The organism is Simplicispira sp. GW247-4R2A (genome assembly GCF_059424465.1).
On the sequence record NZ_JBWKZM010000004.1, the window covers coordinates 132,554 to 157,784 of the forward strand.

The 25,231-nt window shown below is 65.2% G+C and carries 20 protein-coding genes; 8 read left to right on the forward strand and 12 right to left on the reverse strand.

Features of this window, described 5'->3' with window-relative positions; translation table 11 throughout:
- Positions 1–64 precede the first annotated feature (64 nt).
- A complete protein-coding gene (locus tag AC07ZH_RS04675) occupies positions 65–958 on the reverse strand; it encodes an AraC family transcriptional regulator (protein ID WP_495198761.1) in 894 nt (297 codons plus the stop codon).
- A gap of 64 nt (positions 959–1,022) precedes the next feature.
- On the opposite strand from AC07ZH_RS04675, the gene AC07ZH_RS04680 reads away from it, so the two are divergent.
- Positions 1,023–2,285, forward strand: coding sequence for an MFS transporter (locus AC07ZH_RS04680; RefSeq protein ID WP_495198762.1), 1,263 nt, complete (start codon positions 1,023–1,025; stop codon positions 2,283–2,285).
- Between the two features lie 46 nt (positions 2,286–2,331).
- Here the strand turns inward: AC07ZH_RS04680 and AC07ZH_RS04685 are convergent, their stop codons facing one another.
- On the reverse strand, positions 2,332–4,434 hold the full coding sequence (locus AC07ZH_RS04685; RefSeq protein WP_495198763.1) for a putative bifunctional diguanylate cyclase/phosphodiesterase: 2,103 nt from the start codon (positions 4,432–4,434) through the stop codon (positions 2,332–2,334).
- 290 nt (positions 4,435–4,724) lie between these two features.
- Between AC07ZH_RS04685 and AC07ZH_RS04690 the strand changes: the two genes are divergently transcribed.
- The 5 genes from AC07ZH_RS04690 (at position 4,725) to AC07ZH_RS04710 (ending at position 9,493) form a co-directional block, all read left to right on the forward strand.
- Positions 4,725–5,360 carry a MarC family protein gene (locus AC07ZH_RS04690; protein ID WP_119109721.1) on the forward strand — a complete coding sequence of 212 codons (636 nt, stop codon included), beginning with the start codon at positions 4,725–4,727 and terminating at the stop codon, positions 5,358–5,360.
- A gap of 5 nt (positions 5,361–5,365) precedes the next feature.
- Positions 5,366–6,061 (forward strand): winged helix-turn-helix domain-containing protein, encoded by a 696-nt coding sequence (locus AC07ZH_RS04695; RefSeq protein ID WP_495198764.1) that lies wholly within the window; start codon positions 5,366–5,368, stop codon positions 6,059–6,061.
- A gap of 87 nt (positions 6,062–6,148) precedes the next feature.
- Entirely contained in the window at positions 6,149–7,588 is a 1,440-nt protein-coding gene (gene creC, locus AC07ZH_RS04700; RefSeq protein ID WP_495198765.1) for a two-component system sensor histidine kinase CreC, read from the forward strand.
- Positions 7,589–7,697: 109 nt separating this feature from the next.
- A complete protein-coding gene (locus AC07ZH_RS04705; protein WP_495198766.1) occupies positions 7,698–9,191 on the forward strand; it encodes a cell envelope integrity protein CreD in 1,494 nt (497 codons plus the stop codon).
- Entirely contained in the window at positions 9,188–9,493 is a 306-nt protein-coding gene (locus AC07ZH_RS04710; protein WP_495198767.1) for a hypothetical protein, read from the forward strand. Before AC07ZH_RS04705 ends, AC07ZH_RS04710 begins: the two co-directional genes overlap by 4 nt.
- 135 nt (positions 9,494–9,628) lie before the next feature.
- Here AC07ZH_RS04710 and AC07ZH_RS04715 read toward each other — a convergent pair whose 3' ends face one another.
- From AC07ZH_RS04715 to nosZ, 7 genes are all read right to left on the reverse strand, one after another.
- Positions 9,629–10,255 carry a nitrous oxide reductase accessory protein NosL gene (locus AC07ZH_RS04715; protein WP_495198768.1) on the reverse strand — a complete coding sequence of 209 codons (627 nt, stop codon included), beginning with the start codon at positions 10,253–10,255 and terminating at the stop codon, positions 9,629–9,631.
- A gap of 11 nt (positions 10,256–10,266) precedes the next feature.
- Positions 10,267–10,812, reverse strand: a complete 546-nt coding sequence (locus AC07ZH_RS04720) for a nitrous oxide reductase accessory protein NosL (protein WP_495198769.1) — start codon at positions 10,810–10,812, stop codon at positions 10,267–10,269.
- Entirely contained in the window at positions 10,809–11,621 is an 813-nt protein-coding gene (locus AC07ZH_RS04725; protein WP_495198770.1) for an ABC transporter permease, read from the reverse strand. The genes AC07ZH_RS04720 and AC07ZH_RS04725 overlap by 4 nt, the downstream gene beginning before the upstream one ends.
- Before the next feature lie 7 nt (positions 11,622–11,628).
- The gene (locus AC07ZH_RS04730; protein WP_495198771.1) at positions 11,629–12,561 is read right to left on the reverse strand and encodes an ABC transporter ATP-binding protein; all 933 of its coding nucleotides are present in this window, start codon (positions 12,559–12,561) and stop codon (positions 11,629–11,631) included.
- On the reverse strand, positions 12,539–13,804 hold the full coding sequence (locus AC07ZH_RS04735; RefSeq protein ID WP_495198772.1) for a nitrous oxide reductase family maturation protein NosD: 1,266 nt from the start codon (positions 13,802–13,804) through the stop codon (positions 12,539–12,541). Before AC07ZH_RS04735 ends, AC07ZH_RS04730 begins: the two co-directional genes overlap by 23 nt.
- Entirely contained in the window at positions 13,801–16,434 is a 2,634-nt protein-coding gene (locus AC07ZH_RS04740) for a 4Fe-4S binding protein (RefSeq protein ID WP_495198773.1), read from the reverse strand. Before AC07ZH_RS04740 ends, AC07ZH_RS04735 begins: the two co-directional genes overlap by 4 nt.
- Before the next feature lie 65 nt (positions 16,435–16,499).
- Entirely contained in the window at positions 16,500–18,443 is a 1,944-nt protein-coding gene (nosZ, locus tag AC07ZH_RS04745) for a TAT-dependent nitrous-oxide reductase (protein ID WP_495198774.1), read from the reverse strand.
- A gap of 595 nt (positions 18,444–19,038) precedes the next feature.
- Between nosZ and AC07ZH_RS04750 the strand changes: the two genes are divergently transcribed.
- Together AC07ZH_RS04750 and AC07ZH_RS04755 are read left to right on the forward strand one after the other, a co-directional pair.
- Positions 19,039–19,512: a c-type cytochrome gene (locus tag AC07ZH_RS04750; RefSeq protein ID WP_495198775.1), complete on the forward strand. Its 474-nt coding sequence runs from the start codon at positions 19,039–19,041 to the stop codon at positions 19,510–19,512.
- Between the two features lie 11 nt (positions 19,513–19,523).
- Positions 19,524–20,567: an FAD:protein FMN transferase gene (locus AC07ZH_RS04755; RefSeq protein WP_495198776.1), complete on the forward strand. Its 1,044-nt coding sequence runs from the start codon at positions 19,524–19,526 to the stop codon at positions 20,565–20,567.
- 63 nt (positions 20,568–20,630) lie between these two features.
- Here AC07ZH_RS04755 and rsmA read toward each other — a convergent pair whose 3' ends face one another.
- Genes rsmA through AC07ZH_RS04770 form a run of 3 tightly spaced genes read right to left on the reverse strand, consistent with a single transcriptional unit; the run spans position 20,631 to position 25,199 of the window.
- Positions 20,631–21,389 carry a 16S rRNA (adenine(1518)-N(6)/adenine(1519)-N(6))-dimethyltransferase RsmA gene (gene rsmA, locus AC07ZH_RS04760; RefSeq protein WP_495198777.1) on the reverse strand — a complete coding sequence of 253 codons (759 nt, stop codon included), beginning with the start codon at positions 21,387–21,389 and terminating at the stop codon, positions 20,631–20,633.
- The gene (locus AC07ZH_RS04765) at positions 21,386–22,753 is read right to left on the reverse strand and encodes a peptidylprolyl isomerase (protein WP_495198778.1); all 1,368 of its coding nucleotides are present in this window, start codon (positions 22,751–22,753) and stop codon (positions 21,386–21,388) included. Before AC07ZH_RS04765 ends, rsmA begins: the two co-directional genes overlap by 4 nt.
- Before the next feature lie 22 nt (positions 22,754–22,775).
- Entirely contained in the window at positions 22,776–25,199 is a 2,424-nt protein-coding gene (locus AC07ZH_RS04770; RefSeq protein WP_495198779.1) for an LPS-assembly protein LptD, read from the reverse strand.
- Positions 25,200–25,231: the final 32 nt, after the last annotated feature.

Here is a 25,231-nt window from a genome sequence, read left to right on the forward strand (position 1 = left end):
TTTGGAAGTGTGGGACGTTTGGGTGTTGACGCAACGCAAGGCAGCGTGCTGAGGCCGCAAGAACTCAGGGTTCTGTGCCCTGCGTAGCACGCATCGCCTTGCCCAGAAATCGTCCTGCCGTCTGCCCCACGCTGCGCCGCACCATGGCGCTGAAGGCGCTCGGGCTGTAGCCGAGCTCGGCGGCAATCTGTGCGATCGACAGTTCGCGGGCGGCGAGCGAGACGGCCTGCGCCAGGACCACCTGCTGGCGCCACTGGGTGAAGCTGGTGGCCAGTTCCTGCCGGAATAACCTTGCCACGGTGCGCGGGCTGGCGCCAGTGTCCCGCGCCCAGGCGGCCAGCGTGTCATGGCGCGCCGGGTCGGCGAGCACGGCTTCGCACAATTGGCGCAGGCGCTTGTCGCGCGGCAGGTCCACGCCCAGGCGGCGCGTGGGGGCTTGTGCCAGCTCCTGGCGAATCAGGGCGCTGAGATGCCGTTCACGCCGACGACCTGACGCCCCCGTGAACGTCGGCTGGTCGTCTGCATCGGTCGGCATCTCGCGGACCAGCGCACGCAGCAGGGGCGAGACTTCGAGCATGCGCGCGCCGCGCCAGGCGTCGGCCTGTGCCAGCGGCGCGGCGTCGGGCCCGCAGCGGCTGCGCGGCACATACAGGTAAAGCGTGCGCAGGTCGGCGTCGTCCACCAGAGTGACGGCGTGCACCATGCCAGGCGGTATCCACAGCGCATGCGAGGGTGGCACCAGGTAGCTGCCGCCATCGACACCGAGCCGGATCACGCCGCGGTCGGCCATGGCGACCTGTGCCCAGGGGTGGCTGTGCGGTGCAACCTGGGTGTTCGCTGCCAGATGGCGCACTTTGGCACGGACCGGCCGTGCGGCTGTCGGTACGAACAAATGCGGCGTGATGGAGCTGACCACCGGTCGGGAGGCCGCGGCAGCGAGGAGGGGCGTGCTTGGCATGATCGCAACAGAAATTGGCAGACTATCGCCATTCGGACGTTCTGCACCAGCCTACCATCGCCGCATGACTACCGCCACTTCGCGCGCGCAGGCCGCCGTGCCCCTGCACCAGGACGCCAAAACCATTGGCCTGATCGGGATGGCGCACGCGACCTCGCATTTCTTTCACATGCTGCTGCCGCCGCTGTTCCCGTGGTTCATCAGTGATTTTTCGCTCAACTATTCCGAGCTTGGGCTGCTGGTGACGGTGTTTTTCGTCATCTCGGCCGTTGGGCAAGCCTCGGCGGGTTTCCTGGTGGACCGGGTGGGCGCACGGCCGGTGCTGTTTTTCGCCGTGGGCTGTTTTGCCGCCGCCGCGCTTACCGCTGCGTTGGCGCCAGGCTATCTGGGCCTGGCCGTGGCGGCGGCGCTCGCAGGCCTGGGCAATGCCTCGTTCCACCCGGTGGATTTCACCATCATGAACAAACGGGTCTCGCAGGCGCGCCTGGGCCACGCGTTCGCGGTGCACGGCATTACCGGCAACCTCGGCTGGGCGGCTGCGCCGGTGTTCATGGCGGGTATTGCCACGGCCAGCGGCTCCTGGCGCATGGCGTGCTTTGCCGCCTGCGGTGTGGCGCTTCTCGTGCTCGCCGTGCTGTGGTGGAACCGCGATGCCGTGGACGACAGCCAGGGCGAATGGGCCCATGCAACGCCAGCGGGCGGTGCGCAGGCCAAACCCGAGCACCCGATGGCGTTTTTGCGCCTGCCCTCGGTATGGCTGTGTTTTTCGTTCTTTTTCTTCAGCACCTGCGCGCTCGCCGCCATGCAGAGCTTCGCCAGCCCTGCGCTTGGGAGGATGTATGGCCTGCCGCTCGATCTGACGGCCCTGGTCATTACCGGCTACATGCTGTTTGGGGCGGCCGGGATGGTGGTGGGGGGCTTCCTGGTCTCGCGCGTCGAGCGTCTGGAGCGCACCATTGCCGTCGCCATGTGCGCCGGTGCGGTGCTGCTGGCGCTGGTGGGCACGGGCTGGTTGCCGGGCGTGGCGGCGCTGTGGGTGGCCGCCATCGCGGGCGCCGGCACGGGCGTTGCCGGGCCGTCGCGCGACATGTTGATCAAGCGCGCTGCGCCGCCGGGTGCCACGGGGCGTGTCTACGGCACGGTGTACTCCGGCCTGGATTTGGGTTTTTCCGTGGCGGCGCCGGTCTTCGGTGCGTTGCTCGACCGGGGCATGACCAGCGCTGTGTTCTATGGCGCGGCGCTCGCGCTGGTGCTGGGCGTGTCGTCTGCGGGCATGGTGGGGGTGGGGGTGGCGGCGCGCTCGGCGCGCAGGCCTGTGGCCGCGTGAGGCGGTCCGATTTCCCGTCCTAAGTTTGTGAACACGTTCTAAACCGCTATACCGGGTGTGCTGCGCGCCAGGTGCGGGTCCACTCGGGCACGGCAGAGGCAGGCATGGGCCGGGCAATGCCATAGCCCTGGGCCAGTTCGCAACCCAGCGACAGCAGCACGTCGCCGTGCTCCATGGTTTCCACGCCCTCGGCGATCACCTCACGGCGGAAGGCTTTGGCCAGACCGATGACGCCTTGCACGATGTAGATGTCGTCAGCATCTCCCAGGATGCCGCGCACGAAGCTCTGGTCGATCTTGATGACCTGCGCGGGCAGGCGGCGCATGTAGGTGAGCGAGGAAAACCCGGTGCCGAAGTCGTCGAGCGCAAAGCGCACACCCATGGCCTGGCAGCGGCGCATCAAGTGGGATATTTTCGCTATATCGGCCAGGGCGCTGCTTTCCAGGATTTCAAGCTCCAGGCACTCGGGCGCCACGTCGGGCTGGGTGTGCAGCAATTGCTCCAGCCGTTCTGCGAAGCCATCTCCCAGCAACTGGTAGGCGCCGACGTTGACGCTCACCTTGAGCCTCAATCCCTCTGCATGCCAGCGTGACATTTGCGCCAGGGCCGTCGCAATCACCCATTCGCCCACGAAGGTGTCCAGTATGTGGTTTTCAATAGCGGGCAGAAAAAGCGCGGGAGCAAGAAGACCGCGCTCCGGGTGTTGCCAGCGTATCAGCGCCTCGGCGCCAACCACCTCACCCGTACGCAGGTTGACCTTCGGCTGGTAATGCAGCTCGAATTCGCTGCGTTCCAGGGCGGTGCGAATGTCCTGCAGGTTCTGGCGCTGGCTTGCCTGGGCGGCATCGTGGGCCACATCAAAAATGGCCAGACGGTTCTTGCCCGCCTGTTTCGCCTGGTACATGGCGTGGTCGGCGTGGCGCAGCAGCTGTTCGGCGTCCACCGCATCGCGTGGGTACAGCGTGACGCCAATGCTGGCCGAGACCTGCAAGGTGTCGCGGCCCAGCGGCACGGGCTCGCTGGCGGCGTGCAGCAGGCGCTCCACCACCGGGCCGAAATCTTGCGGCTGCTCGAGATCGGCCATCACCACGACGAATTCGTCGCCGCCAATGCGCGCCAGGGTATCGCCTTCGCGCAGGGCTTCCGCCATGCGGCGGGCCAGGGCGATGAGCAGCTGGTCGCCGGTTGCATGGCCATACCGGTCGTTGATGGCCTTGAAGCCGTCGAGATCGAGAAGCGCCACGGCCAGGTACGACGAGCGGCGCTGGCACCGCGCCATGCATTGGCGCAGGCGGTCAAACATGAGCACGCGGTTGGGCAGCTCCGTGAGGACGTCAAAATGGGCAAGGCCTTCGAGCCGCTGCTCGGTCTCGCGTGCCTGCGTGACATCGCTGAACACGGCGACGTAATGCTGCAGCCGTTTGTTGTCATCGCGCACGGCACTGATGGTCACGACCTCCAGGAACAGCGAACCGTCCTTGCGCCGGTTCCACATCTCCCCTGACCAGTGGCCTTGCTGGGTGATGGCTTTCCACATGGCGGCGTAAAACTCGGGCGATTGCCGGCCTGACTGAAGGATGCGCGGGTTCTGGCCGATGATCTCTTCGCGCGGGTAGCCCGTAATGCGGGTGAACGCGTGGTTCACGTCAATGATCGTGCCCTTGGGGTCGGTGATGCTGATGCCCTCGCGCGCATGCGTGAACACGGTGGCCGCCACCTGCAAATTTTCGCGACGGTGCAGGCTTGAGCAGCATTCCTGGTACGAACCCACCAGCCGCTGCGCCAGACCTTGGGGGGAGCGTCCCTGCACTGTGGCGCGAAAGGCGCACTCGAGCCAACTGCCATCGCGCCGCTGCAGGCGGTGCTCGATTGCATAGCGCTCACGCCCGCCGCGCAGGCATTGGTCCCACAGGTCGTGTTGGCGGGTTGCGTCGTCTGGGTGCACCAGCGCCTGCCAGCCGGACACCGGCAGGCAGAGGCTGTCATCCTGGCTGGCGCCGAGGAGCTCCAGAAACAGGCGGTCGAACAGGACCTCGCCGCGCTCGAAATCCACCATCCATGCCCCGAGCCGTGCCGATCGCAGCACGTCACCCAGGCGTTCGGTGAGTGCTCGCAGCTCGGACATTTCTGAGGGAGTGGGAGTGGACATGGCGGCTGAATGCGAACTACTCCATAGTTACATACCTTCACATGCCTGTAAAGCGCACCCTCAGTCATGCGTCAGCCCACGCAGCGTGCAAACAGCGCCAGGCGCCAAAGGCAAAGCCATCCGCAGAAAGCGGGGAACGGGAAGATTCGGGCCTGTTGTCCTTTGTCGGGCCGCGCGCGGCCTGGCGCTGTAGGGACTGGCGGGGAAATGCGGCACACTCATGCCAGACCGAATTCTTGCAGGAGCCGATTCGTGAAAACAACTACCGCAAGCACTGCAGGGAGCGTGGCATGGATCTGAAACCGCTGGTCACGCTGCTGGCCATTGTGAACCCGCTGGCCATCGTGCCCTTCTTCATTCACTACACGCAGGGCTTTTCCGAGGCCCAGCGCAAACGCACCATCCGCACTGCGGCGTTTAGCGCCTTTTGCGTGATTGCCGCCTGTGCCCTGCTGGGCTTGCAGATTCTGGAGTTCTTCAACATCTCGCTGCCAAGCTTTCAGGTCGGCGGCGGCATGCTGCTGCTCATCAGCTCCATGAACATGCTCAACGCCCAGCCGGCCGAGGCCAAGCCGGCGACCAATGAGCTGGAAGAGGGCGCCGAGAAGGCGGCCGCGGGCGCCAGCATCGCCGTGGTTCCGCTGACCATTCCGCTGCTCACCGGGCCGGCCTCCATGTCTACGGTGGTGATTTATGCCAACAACGCGCAGACGTTCTGGCAGCAAGTGGCGCTGGTGGGGTACGGCCTGGTGATCGGTCTTGCCACCTGGGTTTGCTTTTCGCTGGCGGACCCCATTGCGCGTGTGCTGGGTAAAACCGGCATCAACGTCATGACGCGGCTGATGGGGCTGATATTGGCGGCGCTGGCCGTCGAGGTGATGGCTGGCGGTTTGGCGAAGATTTTCCCGGTGCTGCTGGGCCACTGATTCCTATGGTGGCGCGCGTACTGCTGCTGGAAGACGATCCGGCCATTGCCAGGACCGTCGCCTACGCGCTGGAGCGGGCCGGCCTGCAAGTGACGCACAGCCTGTTGGTGCACGACGCGCGCAGCCTGTGGAGCGCTGGCGGCTTTGACTTGCTGGTGCTCGACGTCGGCCTGCCCGACGGCAGCGGCCTGGACCTGTGCCGCGAAGTGCGCGCCGCCGGCCATACCCCGGTGCTGATGCTGAGCGCGCAGGGCGAGGAGCTCGACCGCGTGCTCGGGCTGGAGTTGGGTGCCGACGACTACCTGGCCAAACCCTTCAGCCCGCGCGAACTCGCAGCGCGCGCCCGCGCCTTGCTGCGCCGAGCGGCCGCGCCCCCTGCCGCGCCGTTCTCGGCGTCCCAGCCTCCTGCGCCAAGCGCGCCCTTGCGCGACGACGCCCAGGGCCAGCGCGTGCAGCTGCATGGCCAACCGCTGGCGCTCACGCGGCGCGAGTACCGATTGCTGTCTTGCCTGCTGGCAGGCGCAGGCCGTATCCACAGCCGCGCGGCGCTGCTCAACGCCGCCTGGGGCGACGACAGCGAGAGCACTGACCGCACGGTGGACACCCACATCAAGACGCTGCGCGCCAAGCTGCGCGAGGCCGACCCAGGGCGCGAATACATCAGCACGCACCGGGGCATGGGCTACAGTCTTGATCTCTAGTTTTTTGAAGAAAATAGGCCTCTAGGGCATATGAATAAAGCGCTTGCAACTATATTTTTAATAGTTTTTGTCCCACGCCGCTGACCCATGCGCTTAGGCATCCGCCTGCTGTTTGCCTTCTTCCTCATCAACGGCATTGCTGCGTTCTTCGTGCTGCGCGTCTTTGTGGCCGAAATCAAGCCCAGCGTGCGCGAGGTGATGGAGGACACGATGGTGGACACGGCCCACATCCTGGCCGAGCTGGCCAGCGACGACCTGGCTGCTGGGCGCCTGCAGGCCGGGGACAGCGCCTTCGCCCGGCACGTGCAGCACTACGCCAGCCGGCCGGTTGATGCCGCCATCTGGGGCTTTTCCAAGCAGTCGCTGGATTACCGCGTGTACGTCACGGGTGCCACCGGCCGGGTGCTGTTTGACTCGCAATCGGAGGCGGTTGGTCAGGATTTCTCGCAGTGGCGCGACGTGGCGCTCACCCTGCGCGGCGAGTACGGCGCCCGCATGAGCCGTGACACCCCGGGCGACGCCACCAGCGGCGTGATGCACGTGTCTGCGCCTATCTTCGTGGACGGCCGCATCGCCGGGGTGCTCACCGTGGCCAAGCCCACGCGCACCGTGCAGCGCTTCATCGACCGGGCCGAGCACAAAGTGCTGATGGGCGGCCTGCTGTTGCTGGCGCTGTCGGCCGCCGTCGGCGTGGCCGTGACGCTGTGGATGGTATGGAACGTGCGGCGCCTGCGCGACTATGCCCTGAGCGTGCAGGGCCCCGAGGCTGGCGCGCCTGCCACTGCGGCCACCCCGGCGCTGGCGGTGCCGCAAGTGCCGGGGGAGTTGGGTGATCTCGCGCGCGCCATGGAGCGCATGCGCCTGCGGCTGGAGGGGCATGGCTATATCGAAGCGTACGTACGTGCGCTGACGCACGAGCTCAAAAGCCCGGTGGCGGCCATTCGCGGCGCAGGCGAGTTGCTGCAGGAGGACCTGCCGGCCAGCGACCGCGCGGCATTTGCCGGCCAGGTGGTGCAGCAGAGCGAGCGCCTGCAGCGCCTTATCGACCGGCTGCTGGAGCTGAGCAAATTGGAGCAGCGCCAGCAGGTAGACGCGCAAGGCTGGGTGGCGCTGCACGACTGTGCGCGCGCCGCCATCGCCCACACCCAGGCGCGTGCTGGCCAGCGCGGTGTGGCGCTCACGCTCACAGGCGATGGCGCGAGCGGTCCGTGGGAGGCCGAGCTCATCGCGCTGGCCATCGGCAACCTGCTGGACAACGCCATCGATTTTTCGCCGGCCGGCAGCACCGTTGCGGTGGAACTGCAGGGCAGCACCATCGCCGTGCAAGACAGCGGCCCCGGCGTGCCCGACTACGCCTTGCACCGCCTCGGTGAGCGCTTCTTCACCACCGCCCGCCCCAACGGCGAGCGCAGCGGCTCGGGCCTGGGGCTGGCCATCGTGCAGCGGGTGGTGGCGCTCCATGGTGGGCGCATGGTGGTGCGCAATACCGCGTCCGGCCTGCGGGTGGAGTTGATCTTGCCCGCTTGACCCTTGCGCTTTGCGCTTTGCGGGCGGACTTCACACCGCCCTCACACACTTCATCCTGCCCTCACGGCGGCGTTTCAGACTGCCTTCACATTGACTGTGAAGGACTCCCTTGAAACACCCCTGGTTCACCAAACTGGCCACATTGGCCGCCGTGGTTCTGTTGCTGCTTTTCGGCCTGGGCCAGATTGAAGACGTGGTGCAGGGCCGCCAGCACTACCGCAGCGCGGCCGCGCAAGGCGTGGCCAGCAGCCTGGCCGGACCGCAGACCTTGGTAGGCCCCTTCATCCACAGCGCCTGTGTGGAAAGCTGGGACATCGAAACTGGTGCAGGTGACGCGCGCCACAGCGAAGAGCGGCGCCGCGAGTTCCTGCTGACCGCCATGCCCGACCAGCTCGATTTGCGGTCGGGCGCGGCCATGCAAGAGCGTGCGCGCGGCCTGCACAAGGTCAATGCCTATACGCTCAAGACGCACCTGCAGGCGCACTGGGCCTCGCTGGCCAGCTTGCAGCCGCAGACGACGGTGCGCGGCTCGCGCATGCAGTGCGGCGCGCCCATCTTGATGCTGGGCGTGGGGGACGCGCGCGGCATCCGCACCGCGCAGCTCACGCTGGACGGCGGCGCGGCGCTGGCACTCAAGCCGGGCACCTTCCATCCCGTCTACAGCCGGGGATTGCATGCGCCGCTGCCGGCTGCAGTGCTGGGTCAGACGGCGGGCCTTTCCGCCGCGCTGGACCTGGAACTCGTGGGCACCGAGCGCCTGTCCATCGTTCCGCTGGGCAACCACACCGAGGTGATGCTGGACAGCGGCTGGCCGCACCCGTCGTTTGGCGGCCGCTTTCTGCCGTCCGAGCGTGAAGTGCGCAGCGATGGCTTTGGCGCGCGCTGGCGCTTGTCGTCGCTCGCCACCACGGCGCAGCAGGACGTCGCGGCGGGCAAGCCGGTGTGCACGGCCGCCGCCGACGGCGAGGGGCCGCAAGTGGTCCCCGCAGGCAGCAAAGGCTGTGCCGACAGCTTCAGCGTGGCCTTCATCGACCCGGTGAACCCGTATTCGCTTGCCGACCGCGCCACCAAGTACGGGCTGCTGTTCATCGCCCTCACTTTTGTCGCCGTGGGCTTGTTCGAACTGATGGGGAATACCCCCCAAGCTCCACCGCGGAGCGGGGCGCTGCCCCCCGAGGGGGCCGCTTTTCCATCTTGGGGCGGCCAGGCGATGAAAACCCTGCGCGTGCACCCGGTGCAGTACCTGCTGGTGGGCTGCGCGCTGTGCAGCTTCTTCCTGCTGCTGCTCAGCCTGTCGGAGCACCTGCCCTTTGGCGCCGCCTACGCGCTGGCGGCCAGTGCCTGCGTGCTGCTGCTCGGCTACTACGCCTGCCACATGCTGGAGAGCGTGCGCCGGGGCCTGCCGTTTGGGGCAGGCATGGCGCTGCTCTACGCCCTGCTGTACGTGCTGCTGCAACTGGAACAAACGGCGCTGGTCGTGGGCTCGGCAGCGCTGTTCGCCGTGCTCGCCCTGGTGATGGTGTTGACGCGCCGGGTGAACTGGTACGGCCTGACATCGAGCCGCGCCCTGCCACCGCTGTCGCCCGGGCCGGACACGCCATGAGCGCGCAAGACAGGTTCCCGGCGCCTGTGAGCGCCTGGGCCCAGCACCTGATAGCCCCGGTGGTGGCCGAGCAGAGGCAACTGCCCCCTGTTGAGGCGCAGCGCGTGCAGCGCCTGCACGACCAGTTGCTTGCCGCCCTTCAGGCGCGCGACCGGAGGGCCTTGCGCAGCGCGCGCCAGGCTGTGCTGGAAGCGGCGCTCGTGCAGCCTGGCAGCCCGGCGGAGCGCTCTGCGCTGCGGGCCCTTGCATGGCGCATGGCGGCCTTACTGCCGGCAGCCATCCGCAGAGGCCAGAATGGGTAGCCAGACCGGCTCAGCCACGGCGTTGGCAGGGGCATCTGAACCCCTGCATAGCCGGCCTGAGTGCCCAAAAAATAAGGATGAAATAGGCCTCTAGCGCTTGCTGCATAAGCGTAAGCTGCTTCTTTATTAATAGTGTCAGTGTGTGTGCGTGGCCCGGCCGCCCAGGCGCTGCACCAGCGCCGCGTCGATGCCAGCAAAGGCCCGTACCTCGCCGCCGCGCTGCGCGGCGAATTGGCGCGCCGCCTGCTCGGAGGCAAACGCGGGCAGGTTGCCCGCGCGCATCGGCCCGTGGGCAGAGGAGCCGACGACGTAGAACGCGTTGGCGGCGTTGAGCATCTGCAGGCTGCCAAAATCGGTCACGTAGCGCGCCACGATGTCGTCCGCGCTGCGTCCAGGGGTGTAGCGGCCAACGTTGTTCAGGTACATGAACAGGCTCAGAGGCGAATCAAAAAACTGCGCATCGCCGTTGGCAAAGATGATCTGCGCCGCCCATTTGGGCGCGCGGGCAGGGTACATGCCGCAGACCGGGCAGCGCACGCCTGCGGGCACCGGGCGGGCGGCAGCCAGGGGCAAACCCGAGGCTGGGTCATAAGGCGTGGGCGGCGCCACCAGACAGACATCGCTCTCCGGCACGGGCACGGCCTTGCCGGCCATCCAGCGGCTGGCGCCCGGCAAGAAAGCCAGTACTGGCCCTGCCAGCAACATAGCGGCCAGGGCGCGCCGCGTCGGGCGTGCCAACTGCAAGATGTGGGAGGCGTGCATGGCTGTGGTGCCTACATGCGGGAGTCGCGTTGCGCGCCGCCGCTCAGGTCCACCATGTCCGGCTTGATGGCGGCGAACGGCAGCACTTTGCCGCCGTTTTCAGCAGCAAAGCGCTGCGCGTCGGCCTCCAGCGCAAAACTTCCTACCGTGGGCCCCATGGAGCCCGTGCGCTTGCTGCCAAACACATAGAAGGCGCTGCGTGCGTCGATCCAGTGGCCCTCTGGGTGGTCCCAATCGGCCTTGGCCATGTCTTGTATGAAGACCGCGCGGATCGCCCGCACCTGCTCACCTGCGAGCAGGGTGCTCAGCACCTCCATGGAGTCGCAGAAGAAGGCGGGCTTTTCCTGGTCGGCATAGAAGATCTGCGCCTTGGGGCCGGGGTAGTCGGACAGCAGCATGCCATCGAGATCGCAACTCGTGGTGCGGTCAATCTCGACCGGCACAATGCTCGCGGTGTCGCTGGCCTTGTGGCAGCCGGTCAGGCCGAGCGTGGCGCCCAGCACGGCCAGGGCGACCATCGAGCGAAGGGAAAAAGCAAAGTCGGGTTTGAGGTTCATCGAAATCTCCAGCGTGCCACCAGAAGCGGCAGAACAATCCATACCAGCATGACGCCGCCGAGCAGCCCCTGGCTGCCCAGCGAGGCCGGCACGATGGTCGAGAGGCCATAGAGCGTGCGCACGTCGTCGAGTGAAAACACATTCAGGATGCGAAACACGTCGGCCGGGTTGAGCAGCAGCAACCAGGCAAAGACGTCACCGCCAAAGTGCCCCCCCGTGGCCACCAGCACGCCGAGCAGCAGCAGGTCAAACACCAGCACGAAGAAGAACCACAAGGCAATCGCCATGCCCGATGCGCGCGTGCGTTCGCGCGCCACCACCGACAGCAGCACGGCCAGGCTCAGGAACGCCAGCCCCAGCAGCACGGAGCTGATCATGAAGCCGAAGTAGTGGTACAGCCCGGCCCAGCTCAGCTGTTGGTAGAGCAGCACCGCCACCAGGCCAAAGCCCGCCAATGTCGAGAGCGTCAGGGCCGCGGCCAGGCCCAGGTACTTGCCCAGCAAGAGTTCCAGCCGCGTGATGGGCAGCGCCAGCAGCAGATCGAGCGAGCCGCGCTCGCGCTCACCGACGATGGCGTCAAACCCGAGCAGCAGCGCGATCAGCGGGATCAAATAAATGACCAGGCTGACCAGGCTGGCAATCGTGACTTCGATGGAGCGAAAGCCCACAGCACCCTGCTGTGCACCGCCGAAATAGGCAATGACCAGCGAGAACACCGTGAACACGAGCGCCACGGCCAAGACCCAGCGGTTGCGCATGCGGTCGCGAAATTCCTTCGCGGCCAGGGTGAAGATTTGCGTCAGTTCCATGGGGACCCTAGTCGGAAAAGCCGAAGAACAGGTCTTCGAGCGAAGGTTCGCGCAGTGCCAGGTCGCGCACCTGGGTGCCGAAAGGGGCGAGAGCCGCCAGCACGGCCATTTTGTGCTCGCGTGGGCAGGCCAGGCGCAGCCCGCCCGTGATGGGTTCGGCGGCAGCGCCTGTTGCGCCGTGCAAGGCTTGGCCCACCGCCTCCGTACAGCCGGGTTCGAGCGCCAGGTCGAACACCAGCGGCATTTGTGCCTGGTCGCGCAGCGCTTGCACGCTGCCCAGCGCCTGAATGCGGCCATTGGCCATGATGGCGAGCCGGTCCACGCGCTCCTGCAACTCGGCCAGGATGTGCGAGGTGATGACGACGGTCACGCCGCCCGCCTGCAGCGTGCGCAGCGTGGCATAGAAGTCGCGAATGGCCTGGGGGTCCAGGCCATTGGTTGGCTCGTCGAGGAACAGCACCTGCGGCGCACCCAGCAAGGCCTGCGCAAAGCCCAGGCGCTGGCGCATGCCCTTGGAATACTCGCGCACCGGCCGTTTGAGCGCATGTGCCAGGCCTACGCGTTCCAGCAGGCCGGGGCATTGGTCCTGCGGCGCGTGCTTGAGGCGGGCGAAGAAGTGCAGTGTTTCCAGCCCGCTCAGGTTGTCGTAGAGCACGACGTTTTCGGGCAGGTAGCCGATGTGCCGGCGCGCGGCGCGAAAGCCCCGGCCGCGCACCGGCGCGCCGCCGAGGACGATGTCGCCGCTGCTTGCCGCTTCCAGCCCGAGCATCATTTTGAACAGGGTGCTCTTGCCCGCGCCGTTGTGGCCGATGAGGCCAAAAATCTCGCCGCGCGCGATGTCGAGGTCTACACCATCGACCGCGTGCACCGCACCGTAATATTTGGTGACGCCGCGCAGCGAAACCGCTGCTTGTGCGTCAACCGGGGAAGTACTTGCCACGCCAGAGGCTCCAGTTCGTGTGTTCAGGGTGCATGCGCGGGTGCGCGTCGACGATTGAGGGGACGCGCAGCACAGGAAACTGTTGGCCGACAAGCCGCAACGCCTGCACCGCGGGGCTGGCCAGCAGCAGTTTCATGCCGGGGTAGCGCCAGGTCAGGCGGTCCACCATGTCGTTGGCCGTGTAGGGGACGTCGCCAAGGCCATCGCCGTCGCGGTCCCAGCCGATGTAGTTGCTCCAGTAGTTGCCTACTTTGCCGCCCCAGGGTTCGTCCTTGGTGCCGATGTAGCGGATCTGCTGACGGTTGTCGATGAAGTCGTTTTGCTCAACGACGTTGTTCTTCACGCCGGCTGAGAGATGGGCGCCGACGAAGTTGTCGACGATGAGGTTGTGGCGCAGGGTCACGTACTCGACGTCGTAGATGAAAAAGCCCCGCTGGTTGCCGGCGACGATGTTGTTCTCAACCACCGAGTCCTGTACCGAGCGCAGCATGATGCCGTGGTCGGCATTGCCCCACGCGCGGTTGCCGCGCACGGTTTGATTGTGCACCTCCATCAGCGCCAGGCCGCCACGGTTGTAGTAGCTATCGTTGTCTTCCCACAGGTTGTAGTAGGACGACATGTAGTGCGCGCCGTAGCGGCTGTGGTGCAGCTTGTTGCCCCGGAATACCGCGTGGTGCGAGACATCGACATACAGCGCATCGCGCACAAAACTGATGTTGTTGCCGATGATCTGGGCGCGCTGGGAATTGTAGAGCTCGATACCGTTGCCGCGCCGCCCCGAGTCGTAGTCGCGTTTGCCAGTGATGGTGTTGCCTTCGATGCGAACGTCGTTCGCCTTCTCGATCCACAACCCGAACAGGTTGTAGGTGAGGTCGCAGTGTTGCACCACGGCACGGTCCGCGCCGGGGTAGAGGTAGATGCCGGCGTTCTGGCCTTGCAGGCTGCTGCCCGAGTCGCGCACTATCAGGCCTTCGATCGTGACATCGGTTGCGGTGACGCGGATGGTGTCGCCCTGGTTGCCGCCGCTGATGGTGGGGCGGTCGATGCCGCGCAGGACCAAAGGCTTGTCGATCAGCAGGTTGGCGCGGTACTGGCCGCGCGCCACTTCCACGGTGTCGCCCGGTGCAGCAGCGCGCACAGCGGCGGCCAGGTCCTGGCCCGGCCGCACCTGCAGGGTGGCCGCATGCGCGGCCCCCGCCAGCAGCAGCGCCGTGCACAGGGCGGGAAGCAGACGCAGGTTCATGGGATCAGCAAACCGAAGGACTTGAGCGCCAGGAAGAGCGCCGCGCCGATCAGCAGGTTCTTGAAGCCCACGTAGCTCAGCATGTCCATGACGCCCGCCACGCGGTAGTGGTCGCGCCACCATGGGCCGTCCTTGACGTAGCGCCGGCCCGAGAGGCGGATCAGCACTTCGTACACGCTCCAGCCAAACCACCAGCCAATGATGGCGCCTGACGACAAGGTGCCCATGGCCGTCATGATCCAGGCGACGGTGGCTGCAACGGCCAGCGAGAAGCCTGCCACTTGCAGCGCGCGCTGGCTGTGCCAGCCTTCGCTGCTCCAGGGCCAGAGGTGGTCGCGCAGTTCCAGCCACAGCCATTCGAGCTTGCCGATGTTCACCTTGTGGGCGGGCAGTGCCGGATCGGTCGGCATACGCGGGTCGGGACCGCCTACCGCCTTGGCGCTGATCTGCTCAGTGAAACTGGTGGCCGGGTAGATCGGGAAGAAGTAGCCATTGTCGCCAATCGGGGTCATTTCCAGACCGTCCTTCTCCCGGCGCTTGCGCTCTTTGGCCAGCGGTGGACAGCCCTTGGTGTCGGTGTAGAGAATCATGCAATCGAGGCAGTGCAGGCACTCACGGTGGTCGATGCGGCCATCGGCGTCAATCGCCTGCGCGCCGCAGCCCACGGCGCAGGCTTTGCAACTGTTGCAGTCCTGCTTGCGCTTGAGGCCGAACCAGCGGAAGGTGCTGGGCATGGCGAGCGACGCGCCCAGTGGGCAGATGTACTTGCAGTACGGCCGCTCAATGAAAATGGATACGCCCAGAATAGCCGCCACAAACAGGCCGTAGGGCCAGGCGCGGTTCATCACGCCGACCAGAAAAGTGGTTTTGAAAGGCTCGACCTCAGAGAGTTTTTCCGCCAGGCCCATGGAGAACATGGACACGGTGAGCAGGAAGAAGAAGATGGCGTACTTGAGCCACTTCAGGCGGTCGTGCCATTTTTGCGGCAGCTTGGTCTGAAAGCGTCCCAGGCCGACGAAACGGGCGATCTTGTAGATAGCCTCTTGCAGCGAGCCAAACGGACACATCCAACCGCAGAACAGGCCGCGTCCAAACAGGAACACGGTGGCGATGATGAAGATCCAGAACAGGAAAATGAACGGGTCGGAGAGGAACAGCGACCAAGTCCACTGGAACAGCAGCGCATGGAACCAGGTCAGCACCTGGGTAATGGAGGGTTGCGCCATGGCGCCAAATCCGACGAAACCAATGGACAGTGCCCATGCCGTGTATTTGAAGGCATTCACCGGCCACTTGTTTTTGTGCGTGGACAGGCGTGTCAGCCGCTCGCGCAGCGCATAGACCACGGTCACGGCCACCAGCAGCACGACAAAAAGAATGATTTCAACGCCACGTGCCTTCCAGATGCGCACCCAAGGCGCCTGAGGCACATCCACCTTGGGGCGGCCGCCTTCGAGCATGGAGGCGGGCAGCCAGTAGGGCGAGTCGAAGCTGGTGAAGCTCTTGGCACCGGTAGCACGATCAACGCGGTTGCCCAGAAGGCTCAGCTTCCAGGGATAGGCATCCGAAAACGCCTTCGAGCGGATGATGAAAATGGCCGATTCGTTGAACCGGGGTGCGCCCGCGGCTTCCACACCATACAGGTTGAGGTAATCGAGGTCGCGGAAGGTAAACGAATCGGCGTCCTGCTTGACCTGCACGCGGTCGTACAGCCCGCCGCGCACGAAACCCGAGCCTTTGAACGATTCGCGCCCCGCAGTGCGGATGATGAAGATGGCGTGCTCGCCTTCCTTGAGCTGGAGTTTTAAGCTGTCCCAACTGGTGGCGCCCAGCACGCTCTTGCCGATATCGGGCTGGCTCAGATCGCCAAACCACAGTTCGATGAAAGGGTCGGCGCTGCGGTCCAGGCCCAGTTGCTCGGGCATGACACGCAGATGCTGAACCGCACCGCGCCCCACCAGCTCGTCCCAGGTGAGGGCCTCGCCCGTCACTTTGTAATGTGCCGGCTCGCGTACCGTTGGCGCAATGATGCCGACCTCGCGCGCCACGGTCGACCCCGAGGTCATCATGACCTGGTTTTGCGCGATCACCGTCACCGTGGCGCCAGAAATGGCGTCCAGGCCCACGACGCCTTCGTCGGGGCGGGACTGGCCGATTTCAAGTTTTTCGGCAACCGATTTGCCGATGTACTGGTTGTTGAAATTGATCAGGGCAGATTCTGGAATGCCCAGCAACAAGATGGGCTCTGAGTGCTTGAGCACCTTCACACCAACGAAGTGGCCTATCTTGTCCATCCCGATCAGCGTGACCACGGGCTTGCCTGAATAGGCGGGTGTGTCGGTGATGTCGGTCGAGAGCATCACATAGCCGAGCAGCTTCCCGTCTTTGCCGGCCTTGTCGTAGGCCTCGACATAGGGCGGCTGGCCCTTGCGCTCAGAAAAATAGGTGGCGCCCGGGAATACGTCCTTGCAAGGCAGCAGGGCGCACATATCCTTCGCGGTGGCAAGTCCAGCGGGCAATTCGGCCTCGTAGGTCCCTGATGCCGCCCGCGCGCCTGGTGCAAATGCACTCAGCAGCAGGGCCAGCGCGAGCCAAAGGGTCGCCATGAAACGGGGTTTGGGCAGAAGCATCAGGAGTCCAGAGAAAAAAAAGGGGCAGCGCATTCCAGGGACCGCGCTGCCCCCTACGGGGCCGGTCAGGCCTCAACCATCATGCGCGAACGCATTTCGAGGTGCAGTGCGTGGCAGAAGTTGGTGCAATAGCACCAGTACACGCCTGGCTTGTCCGCAATGAAGGTGACCGATTTGGTCTCTTGCGGATTGACGATGAAGTTGATGTCGTACTTCGGAATAGCGAAACCGTGCGTCAGATCTTCCACCTTGTCGAGGTTGGTCAGGATGATGGTCACCTCATCGCCGCGCTTGACGGTCCACTCGCGCAGACCGAAGGTGGGTGCCTGGGACGTCAGGTACACGGTGACCTTCTTGCCCTTGCGTTCCACGCGGCAGTCCTTCGCATCCTTGGTGGCGTTCGGGAACTCGTTGATGTCATACACCTGGCGCGTGCGGATCAGGTTGCGCGGGATGATGATGGAGTCGTGCGGCTCGGAATACACCGAGTGGTCGGCCACCAGCTTCATCTTGTCGCCACTGATATCGATCAATTGCGCCGTCTCGGGGTGCAGCGGGCCCACGGGCAGGAAGCGGTCCTTGGAGAACTTGTTGTCCGACAGGAAGTACTTGCCGTCGGCGTCCTTGGTTTCCCCCATGGAGGTGAAACCGTGGCCAGGCTGGTACTGCACGTCCAGGCGATCGACCACCGGTTTGGCCGACTTGTCGCCAGCGTAGGATTTGATGGCGGCCTCCACATTCCACTTGACGATCTGGCTGTCCAGGAACAGCGTGGTGTAGGCATTGCCGCGACCGTCAAAGCCGGTGTGCAGTGGGCCCAGGCCGATTTCAGGCTCGGCCACCACGGTCTCGCGCTCGGTCTTGAGTTCGCCATCGAACCACTTGAGCACACGCTCGTGCTCGATCAGCGTGGCGGTGGGCGAGAGCTTGCCTGAGCAGGCGTAGTACTTGCCGTCGGGGCTGGCGTTCACGCCGTGCGGGTTCTTGGGCACGGGCACATAGCAGGTCAGCGCCGTCTTGGGGTCGGCATTGCTGGCCTTGCTGCCATCGACCACCGGCACCTTGGAGCCGCCGTAGGTCTTGAACTTGCCGGCCTTGATGGCAGCTTCGATGCGGGCAATGTTGAAAAAGAGGCACGCATCCATTTCGGCGGACATCATGTCTTCGTAGTGCACGCCGTTCTCAGTGTTGTACTGGTTCGTGCAGGCCAGCTTGCCGTCGTAGGACGTGGCCACGAGGTCGCAGTTGCCGTCGACCACCACTTGCCAGCGCACTTCCATGGATTCGGAATCCACGCAGGTGAAAACCGAGCGGTAGGTGTCGATGGCATCCATGTGCTTGCCGTTGTTCTCCAGGGGAATGCCGAATTCGCCGCCACAGAACACACGCGTCGTGTGGTTGATGGCTGCGTCGACCGGGTCGCGCTTGTCGGGGAAGGTGCCGTGGAAACCCTGCACCAGCGGCAGCTCGGTGATCTTGTCGGTTTCCATCGTATCCATGCGGATGCGCGCCAGGCGGCCGTGAATCTTGTCGTTGACGAAGAGGTACTTGCCGTCGTAGGTGCCATCCTTGTACGAGGGGTGCACGTGGTGCGTGTCGCCCGTGTGGTACTTCAGGCTGCCATCGGGCTTGGTGCCGATGATTTTCTTCGACTCATTGGTGATGCCCCAGCCCACCAGGCAATCGACGTTGAAGACGGGAATGCGCTTGAACAGGCGGCCGGACGGCAAGCCGTAGATGCGGCACTCACCCGAGTGACCGCCAGAGGAAAAAGAGTAGTACTCATCAAGCTGGCCGGGGGCCACTTCGTACTTGCCCACCTCGGACGCAGCGTGTGCGGCAGGTGCCGCAGGTGCCGCGGTTGGGGCTGCTGGTGCTGCAGCACCGGTGGCAGGCTTGTCGTTGCAGGCGGCTACGCCTGCTGTTAAGCCGGCCAGAGCGGCTGTATTGAGAAACTTGCGCCGGCCGATGCCTGCAATTTCTGGTTGGGTCACTTTTTTGTCGGTCATGATTCAGCTTTCTTTCAGGTTGCCTCGGTAAAAAAAGGAGGGCCGCGACCGGGTGGTGGGGCGGCGGATTGGGTGATCGCGCTTCTCGGGTGCGGCGCGGCTGGCTGTTCACCTACCAGCAGGGGCGTCGGTAGCGAGGCGATGGATGCGGGAGCGGGGCCTGCGGCGGGCAGGCACAAAGGGCAGTGGAGTGACGCCGTCGTAACGGGCAGGCCATCGTCGTCAAGCACCAGCAACGTGACTCCGCCAGTGCCAGCGCACACCAGTTGCGTGCGGGTGGGATGAATGAGCGGGGAGGCCGCAGCTACGCCCAGGGCGCAGAGGAAGCTGGCGAGCAGAACCTGGCGCAGCCAAGTCAGAGCCCTTAATGTTTTCATGGGTAAAAAGTTTAGGCGTTTACCCTAGGCATCTATTGATTGATATCAAGAGAATGGCGGGGTGCTCTGGTCCACCATCTCTTGAGAGCGTTAAAGTCGGGGCTCTTGGAGAGCTTCGCGGCGCACAACGCCGGACGCGAACGGCATCCCGTGTATTACAACCGGGGATTCCGAAATGGCTTAAAAGAAGCCTCCGTCGTTTTCACACAAGGACCCCCATGAATCCCGCCTCCCGCTTTGCCGCCGTCGCCCTCATATCCGTTTTCCTGGCCGCGTGCGGCGACAAGAAGCCTGAAGCCCCGGCCGCCGAGCCAGCCCCTGCGGCGGCACCGGCTCCTGCTCCCGCTCCCGCGGCAGAACCTGCACCCGCCGCAGCACCGGCGCCTGCCGCCGCCGCCGCCGCTGCACCTGACGCCGCCGCCGCTCCCGTGGCCGATGCGGCTCTGGGCAAGAGTGTTTTCAACAAGACTTGCTCCCTGTGCCATGCTTCAGGTGCCGGTGGCGCGCCCATCCCTGGCAAAAAGGATGAATGGGGCCCACGCGTTGCCCAAGGCAAGGACACGCTCTACAAACACGCTATGGAAGGCTTTACCGGCGCCAAGGGCACGATGCCTCCGCGCGGTGGCAATCCCAAGCTGACGGACGACGAAATCAAGGCTGCCGTCAATTACATGGCCGACCAGTCGGTCTGAGGCTGCTGGCCATGCACGACGTGCGCAAACCCGTGACCATGACGCGGCGGCGCGTCGTGATGGCCTTGCCTTTGCTTGGCGCCGCACAACTGGCGGGAGCCGGCGTGCTCCCGACTGCTGCACCGGCGCTGCAGCGCAGCGCACGTGCCCTGATGGGCACACGCGTGGACATGGCGGTGGCATCTGCGGGCGCAGGTTCGCAGGATATCGACCACGCCATGGACGCCGCCTGGGTTGAAATGGAGCGTCTGTCGCGCATGATGACGCGCTACGACGAGACCAGTGTGGTGAGCGCCATTACCCGCGCGGCGGGCAAGCATGCGGTTGCGGTACCGCCCGAAATGATGGCGATATTGCGCGATGCGCAGGCGCTGTCGGTTGATACGCACGGCGCCTTCGACATCACCGTGGGCGCCTTGCGCGCCTGGACGTTTGGTGAGCAGGCACAGTTGCCTGATCCTGCGCTTATCGAAGCCGAGCGCCGGTTGGTCGGATACCGGGGCCTGAGCCTGGACGCCAGGGCTGGTACCGCGCAGCTGGCGCGCGCTGGCATGGCGCTCGATCTGGGAGGCATTGCCAAACTGCCCATTCTTTCCGCCGGCATGCAAGTGCTGCACGCGCACGGCGTGGACAACGCGCTGATCAATGGGGGCGGTGACGTACTGCTTGCGGGCACGCACCATGGCAAACCCTGGCGTGTCGGCTTGCGTGATCCGCTCGCGCCCGAACGCATGCTGGGCGTGCTGGCGCTGCAAGGCCAAACCATCGTCGCATCCTCGGGTGACTACGAACGCTTCTTCATGGCCCAGGGCGAACGCCAGCACCACATTCTCGACCCGGCAACCGGGCGGCCTACCCACGGGCCCCATGGCATCAGCCTTCTGGCGCGCGATGTCGCCAGCGTCAACGGCCTGGGCGCTGCCATGATGGTGCTGGGCGGCGAACGTGCGCAGACCTTGATTCAGCAGCGTCCGTTGGTGCAGGCCCTGATCATGCGCCACGACGGCTCGGTCTGGCGCACGCCAGGCATGGCGACTGCATTGCAAGCGGCCTGAGTGGCGCCGCTGGCGGCCCTGGCGCTTCGTGCGGTGCCAGGTGTCTGAACTCATGAACACGTCTCAGACTTGCTGCACCAGAGCGACGTATTCCTGAACAGGGACTTCTTCGGCCCGGCGCTGCACGTCAAAGCTGCCGGAAAAGCCGCGTGCATCGAGCCAGCGGCCCAAGGTGTGGCGCAGCAGTTTGCGCCGCTGGCTGAACGCAACCTGCACGCATTCTTCGAACACCTCCAGAGAGAGCGCTGCCACGTCCTGCCGAGGCAGCATGCGCACCACGGCGCTGTTGACGCGCGGTGGCGGATCAAAGCTCTCCGGCGGAACGAACAGCACATCCTCCATGGCGTAACGCCATTGCAGCACCACCGACAGGCGGCCATAGGCACTGGTGGCCGGTGCCGCCACCATGCGGTCGATGACCTCTTTTTGCAGCATGAAGTGCTGGTCGGCAATGACGTCCACGTACTTGAGCAGGTGGAACAAAATGGGCGTAGAAATGTTGTAGGGCAGGTTGCCGACTACTCTCAATTTCGTAGCGTTAAGCGCTTTCGCCACCTGCGAGAAATCTACTTTTAATACATCAGATTCAATGACCTGCAACTGGCCGTGCTGGCGCAGCCGCGCCGCCAGGTCGCGGTCCAGTTCGATGACAGTGAGCCGCCCGAGGCGCTCGACCAGCGGCTGCGTCAAGGCCGCCAGGCCTGGCCCGATCTCGACCATCGGGTCGCCTGGATGTGGGGCGATGGCCGCGACGATGGCGTCGATGATTCCGCCGTCGGTCAGAAAGTGCTGGCCAAAGCGTTTGCGGGGGAGGTGCTTCACTGTGGCACGTCGCGGTATTCAACGTAGGCGCGTGCACGTTGCTCGCGCGCCCAGGTCGCATAGGCCTCTTCCATCTTCTTTTGGCGCACCGCCTCGCGTGCCGCTTCGCGCTGTTCGCGCGGTGTCAGCCGTTCTTCGCGGCGCTCGACCAGCTCAATCAGGTGCACGCCAAAGCGCGAGACCACCGGCTGGCTGATTTCGCCTGGCTTAAGGGCGTCGAGCGCGGCTTCAAACTCGGGCACATAGCGCCCAGGGGTGGACCAGCCAAGGTCGCCGCCCTGCTGCGCACTGCCATCCTGCGAATGCTCGCGTGCCAGCGACTCGAAGGTGGCGAGGCCAGCGACGATGCGCTTGCGGTAATCCGCCAGCTGTGCCGCGGCTGCCGCTTCACTGAGTTGCGGGCCGGTACGCAACAGGATATGGCGTGCGTGGCTTTGCACCACAGTGGCTGTGGCGCTGGCACGGGTCTTCTCGATCACCTTGAGGATGTGAAATCCGGCGCCTGAGCGCACCGGGCCTGCAATGCCGCCGACAGGAAGTGCTGCTGCGGCTTTCAGGAACAGTTCGGGGTAGCGCTCGGCAGGGCGCAGGCCCATTTGCCCGCCTTGCGCCGCTTCCGGGGCGTCGGAGAACTCTTTGGCGAGAGCGGCAAAATCGTCCCCCTTGCGTGCGCGTTCGGCCACGCTGCGGGCACGCTCTTCGCGCTCGCTCACCACGGCGGAGCTGGCCCCCTCGGGGACGGCGATCAGGATGTTGGCGAGGTTGAGCTCCAGCCCGGCGGTCCCATTCTTGGGCTGCTGCTCGCGCAGGTACTGGTCGATGTCGAATTCACTTACCTTGATGCCTGAATTCACCTCACGCTCGCGCAGGCGCTGCAGCACCAGCTGGGTGCGCAGTTCGCTGCGAAACTGTGCCGGTGAAATGCCGTCGCCAGCGAGCTGGCGGTACATGGCATCTTTGGAGACATCGTTTTGCCGTGCCACGCTGGCTTCGGCCTGGTTGACGGCGAGATCGTCCACCGTAATGCCCGCCTCGCGTGCCAGTTGCAGTTGCACTTTCTCGAAGATCAGGCGTTCGAGCACTTCACGGTTCATGACACCGGCTGCTGGCACAGATGCGCCTTCGCTGATCAGCTGCTTGCGCAGGCGTTCGGTGCGATTGGCGAGCTCGTTGCGGGTGATCGGTTCGGAATTGACCACGGCCACGATGTAGTCTGCCGCCTGCGGCTCATTGGCCTGGCGGTTGGCGGGAGGCGCTGTCGTGGCTGCTTGCGGCTTGGGAATGCGCACGCCCTGGGCGATGGCGGGTACGGCGAGCGCGGTGGCAAGGAGGGCCAGACCGGCAACGAGGACACGAGGATGCATGGGGCGGGCCTTAAACACGGGCTTAGTCGTAATTGCTGAAGCGGCTGGGCACCGTCGGGGTATCGCCCAAGGTGCGGTAGCCGGGGATATTTTGGCGCAGACTGGTGAGTGGGTTGGAGCCCAGGCTCAGGCGCGAGAAGCCGACGAACTCTATCTGGAACAGCAAGCGGGTGTTGGACGTGACCAGGCTGTTTTGCAGGCGTTCAAGCACCACACGACCGATCCAGCAGCAGCTGTCGTACTCCAAGCCGACCACCGTATCGACCAGCTTGCGGTCGTGCAGGCTGTAGTTGAGTCGGCCCACACCATACCAGCGTCCTTCACGTGACGCCCCCGCGTGGGTCTCTGATGGCGGTTGCGTCGGCGCTGCCAGGCCCCACAGGTCAGCGAGCGGCCATTGCCAGCCGACGTCCACCTGCTCGCTGCTGTCGCGCTGGAACCGGTACGCGGCACTGACGACGTGGAAGGGGGCAGGCTGGTAGCGCGCGCCTACCGTAGAGCGGATGGAGCGGCGCGTCTTGGGATTGAACTGCACCGTGGAATTGAACCCCCACTGCGGCGTCCAGTTCAGCGCGGCGCCCACCATCAGGTCTGACAGGCGGTCCTGCACCACAGGTTCGCCCGGAAGCGTCACGTCCTGGTTGGAAAAGCGCACCCGCTGCGCCACGCCAAAACGCGCTGCCTCGGCGCCGGTATCAGGGTCGAGAAGACGTGTCGTCAGGCCCAGCGTCAGCAGGTTGTTGTCGGCGATGCGGTCCTGGCCGCCGTAGGCGTTCTCGGTGTAGATGGTTGCGAAATTAAAGTCGTTCGCCGCCGTGTCGTACACCGGCAGCAGGTGCTGATCGCGGTAGGGCGTATAGGTGTAGAAGGCACGTGGCTCAAGCGTCTGCACGAAATCGCGGCTGAAGAAGCGGGCGTCGCGCTCGAACACCAGACCACTGTCGATGCTGAAAGTCGGCAGCGCCCGGCTGGCCGAGCGCGCGCCGTTGGCAATGGGGGTATCGAACTGGTAGTCGGTGGCGTGCAATTGCAGGCGCGGTGTGACGAAACCCGCGGGCCACAGGAAGGGGCGGCTGATTTGCGCCAGTGCGTAGCTGCGCTGGGCGTTGGGCTGCAGCGTGAGGCCACTGTTGCTGCGAAAGTGCGTGGTATCGAGCTCGATACTGGCATCCAACCCCAGACCCAGCTGGCTCGGTACGTAGCGGTATTGCAGCTGGGGCAGCCGGTCGTAGGGCGGCACGATGGGGGCCAGCGGGTCTTGCAGCGTCTGCCACTTGAGTGTGCGCAGCATTACATGCTGGTCGCCGCTGCCCCAGGTGACCAGGGCATCGGCCGGCAGCAGGCGCTGGGTGTCGCTTTGCGTGCCGCGGCCCAGGTCGCGCCAGTAGTTGTCGTCGCTGACGCGGCGGATGTTCAGGCCGATACCGATGCCCCCCAGGGGGCTGTCGAAATTCGTGTTGTGCTCCAGCGTATAGCTCCAGCGGGTGCGATCGCGCAGCCGATCGGACGGCAGGACGTCGCCCAGGATACGGCCTCGGTACGTCGGCTCCAGGTAGCGAAACTCCCCCCCCGCGCGTACGCCGCGCTTGGCGATCAGCGCCGCCTCCAGTGTGGCGTCGCGGTTGGGGGCAATGTTCCAGTAATACGGCTGCGAGTACTCGAAACCGTTGACGCTATCGAATGGCACAACGGTGGGGGGCAGCAGGCCTGACTTGCGCTTGTCCGAGAGCGGGAAGCTGATGTAGGGCACCGGCAGGATGGGCACGCCCTTGAACTCCAGCACGCCGTTGTGCGCAGTGCCGACCTCCTCGACCTGGTCGATGTCGATGCGTTCGGCACGGATGATCCAGTCAGGCTGCCAGCCCGCGAAGTCCTCGCGCGTGCACGTGGTGTAGGTCGCATCGTGCACCACCGCGCGGTCTCGGTCGAGGAAGTCCACGCGCGTGGCTTCGCCATGTGCGCCGTTGGCCAGGAACTGGTAGCGCGCGTCGTTGAAGAAGCCGTCGAAGGCGTCCACGTGCAGCTGCAACTCGCTGCCTTCGTACACATTGCCTGCGCGGTTGATCCGTACCTGGCCCGTGGCATGGGCCAGATCGTCGGGAGCGGTGTATTCCAGCCGATCGGCGTGGATCACGGTGTCGCCACGGCGCAATTGGGCGGCGCCCTCGACCACCGTGCGCTTGTCCGTTTCCCCCCACATGTGCTCGCCAGAAACGAAGATCGGCAAGTGCGCGCGTGCCGCGGCCGGAATCGTTTCGCTCAGTTGTGGGCTGGCGCGCAGTGGCACCGGTGTGCTGGGTGCCTCCTGTGCCCAGGCGGCCAACGGCGCGCCATACAGCGCCAACGCCACTACGCGCGACCAGGCTGCCGTCGCGCGCAGGCGCGAACGCGGCGTCGGGCAGGAGAGGGTGAATCGCGGGTAGAACGGCAAAAGCTTTGGGTCCATCGGGGTGGGGGGGGGGGGGGGGGGGGGGGGGG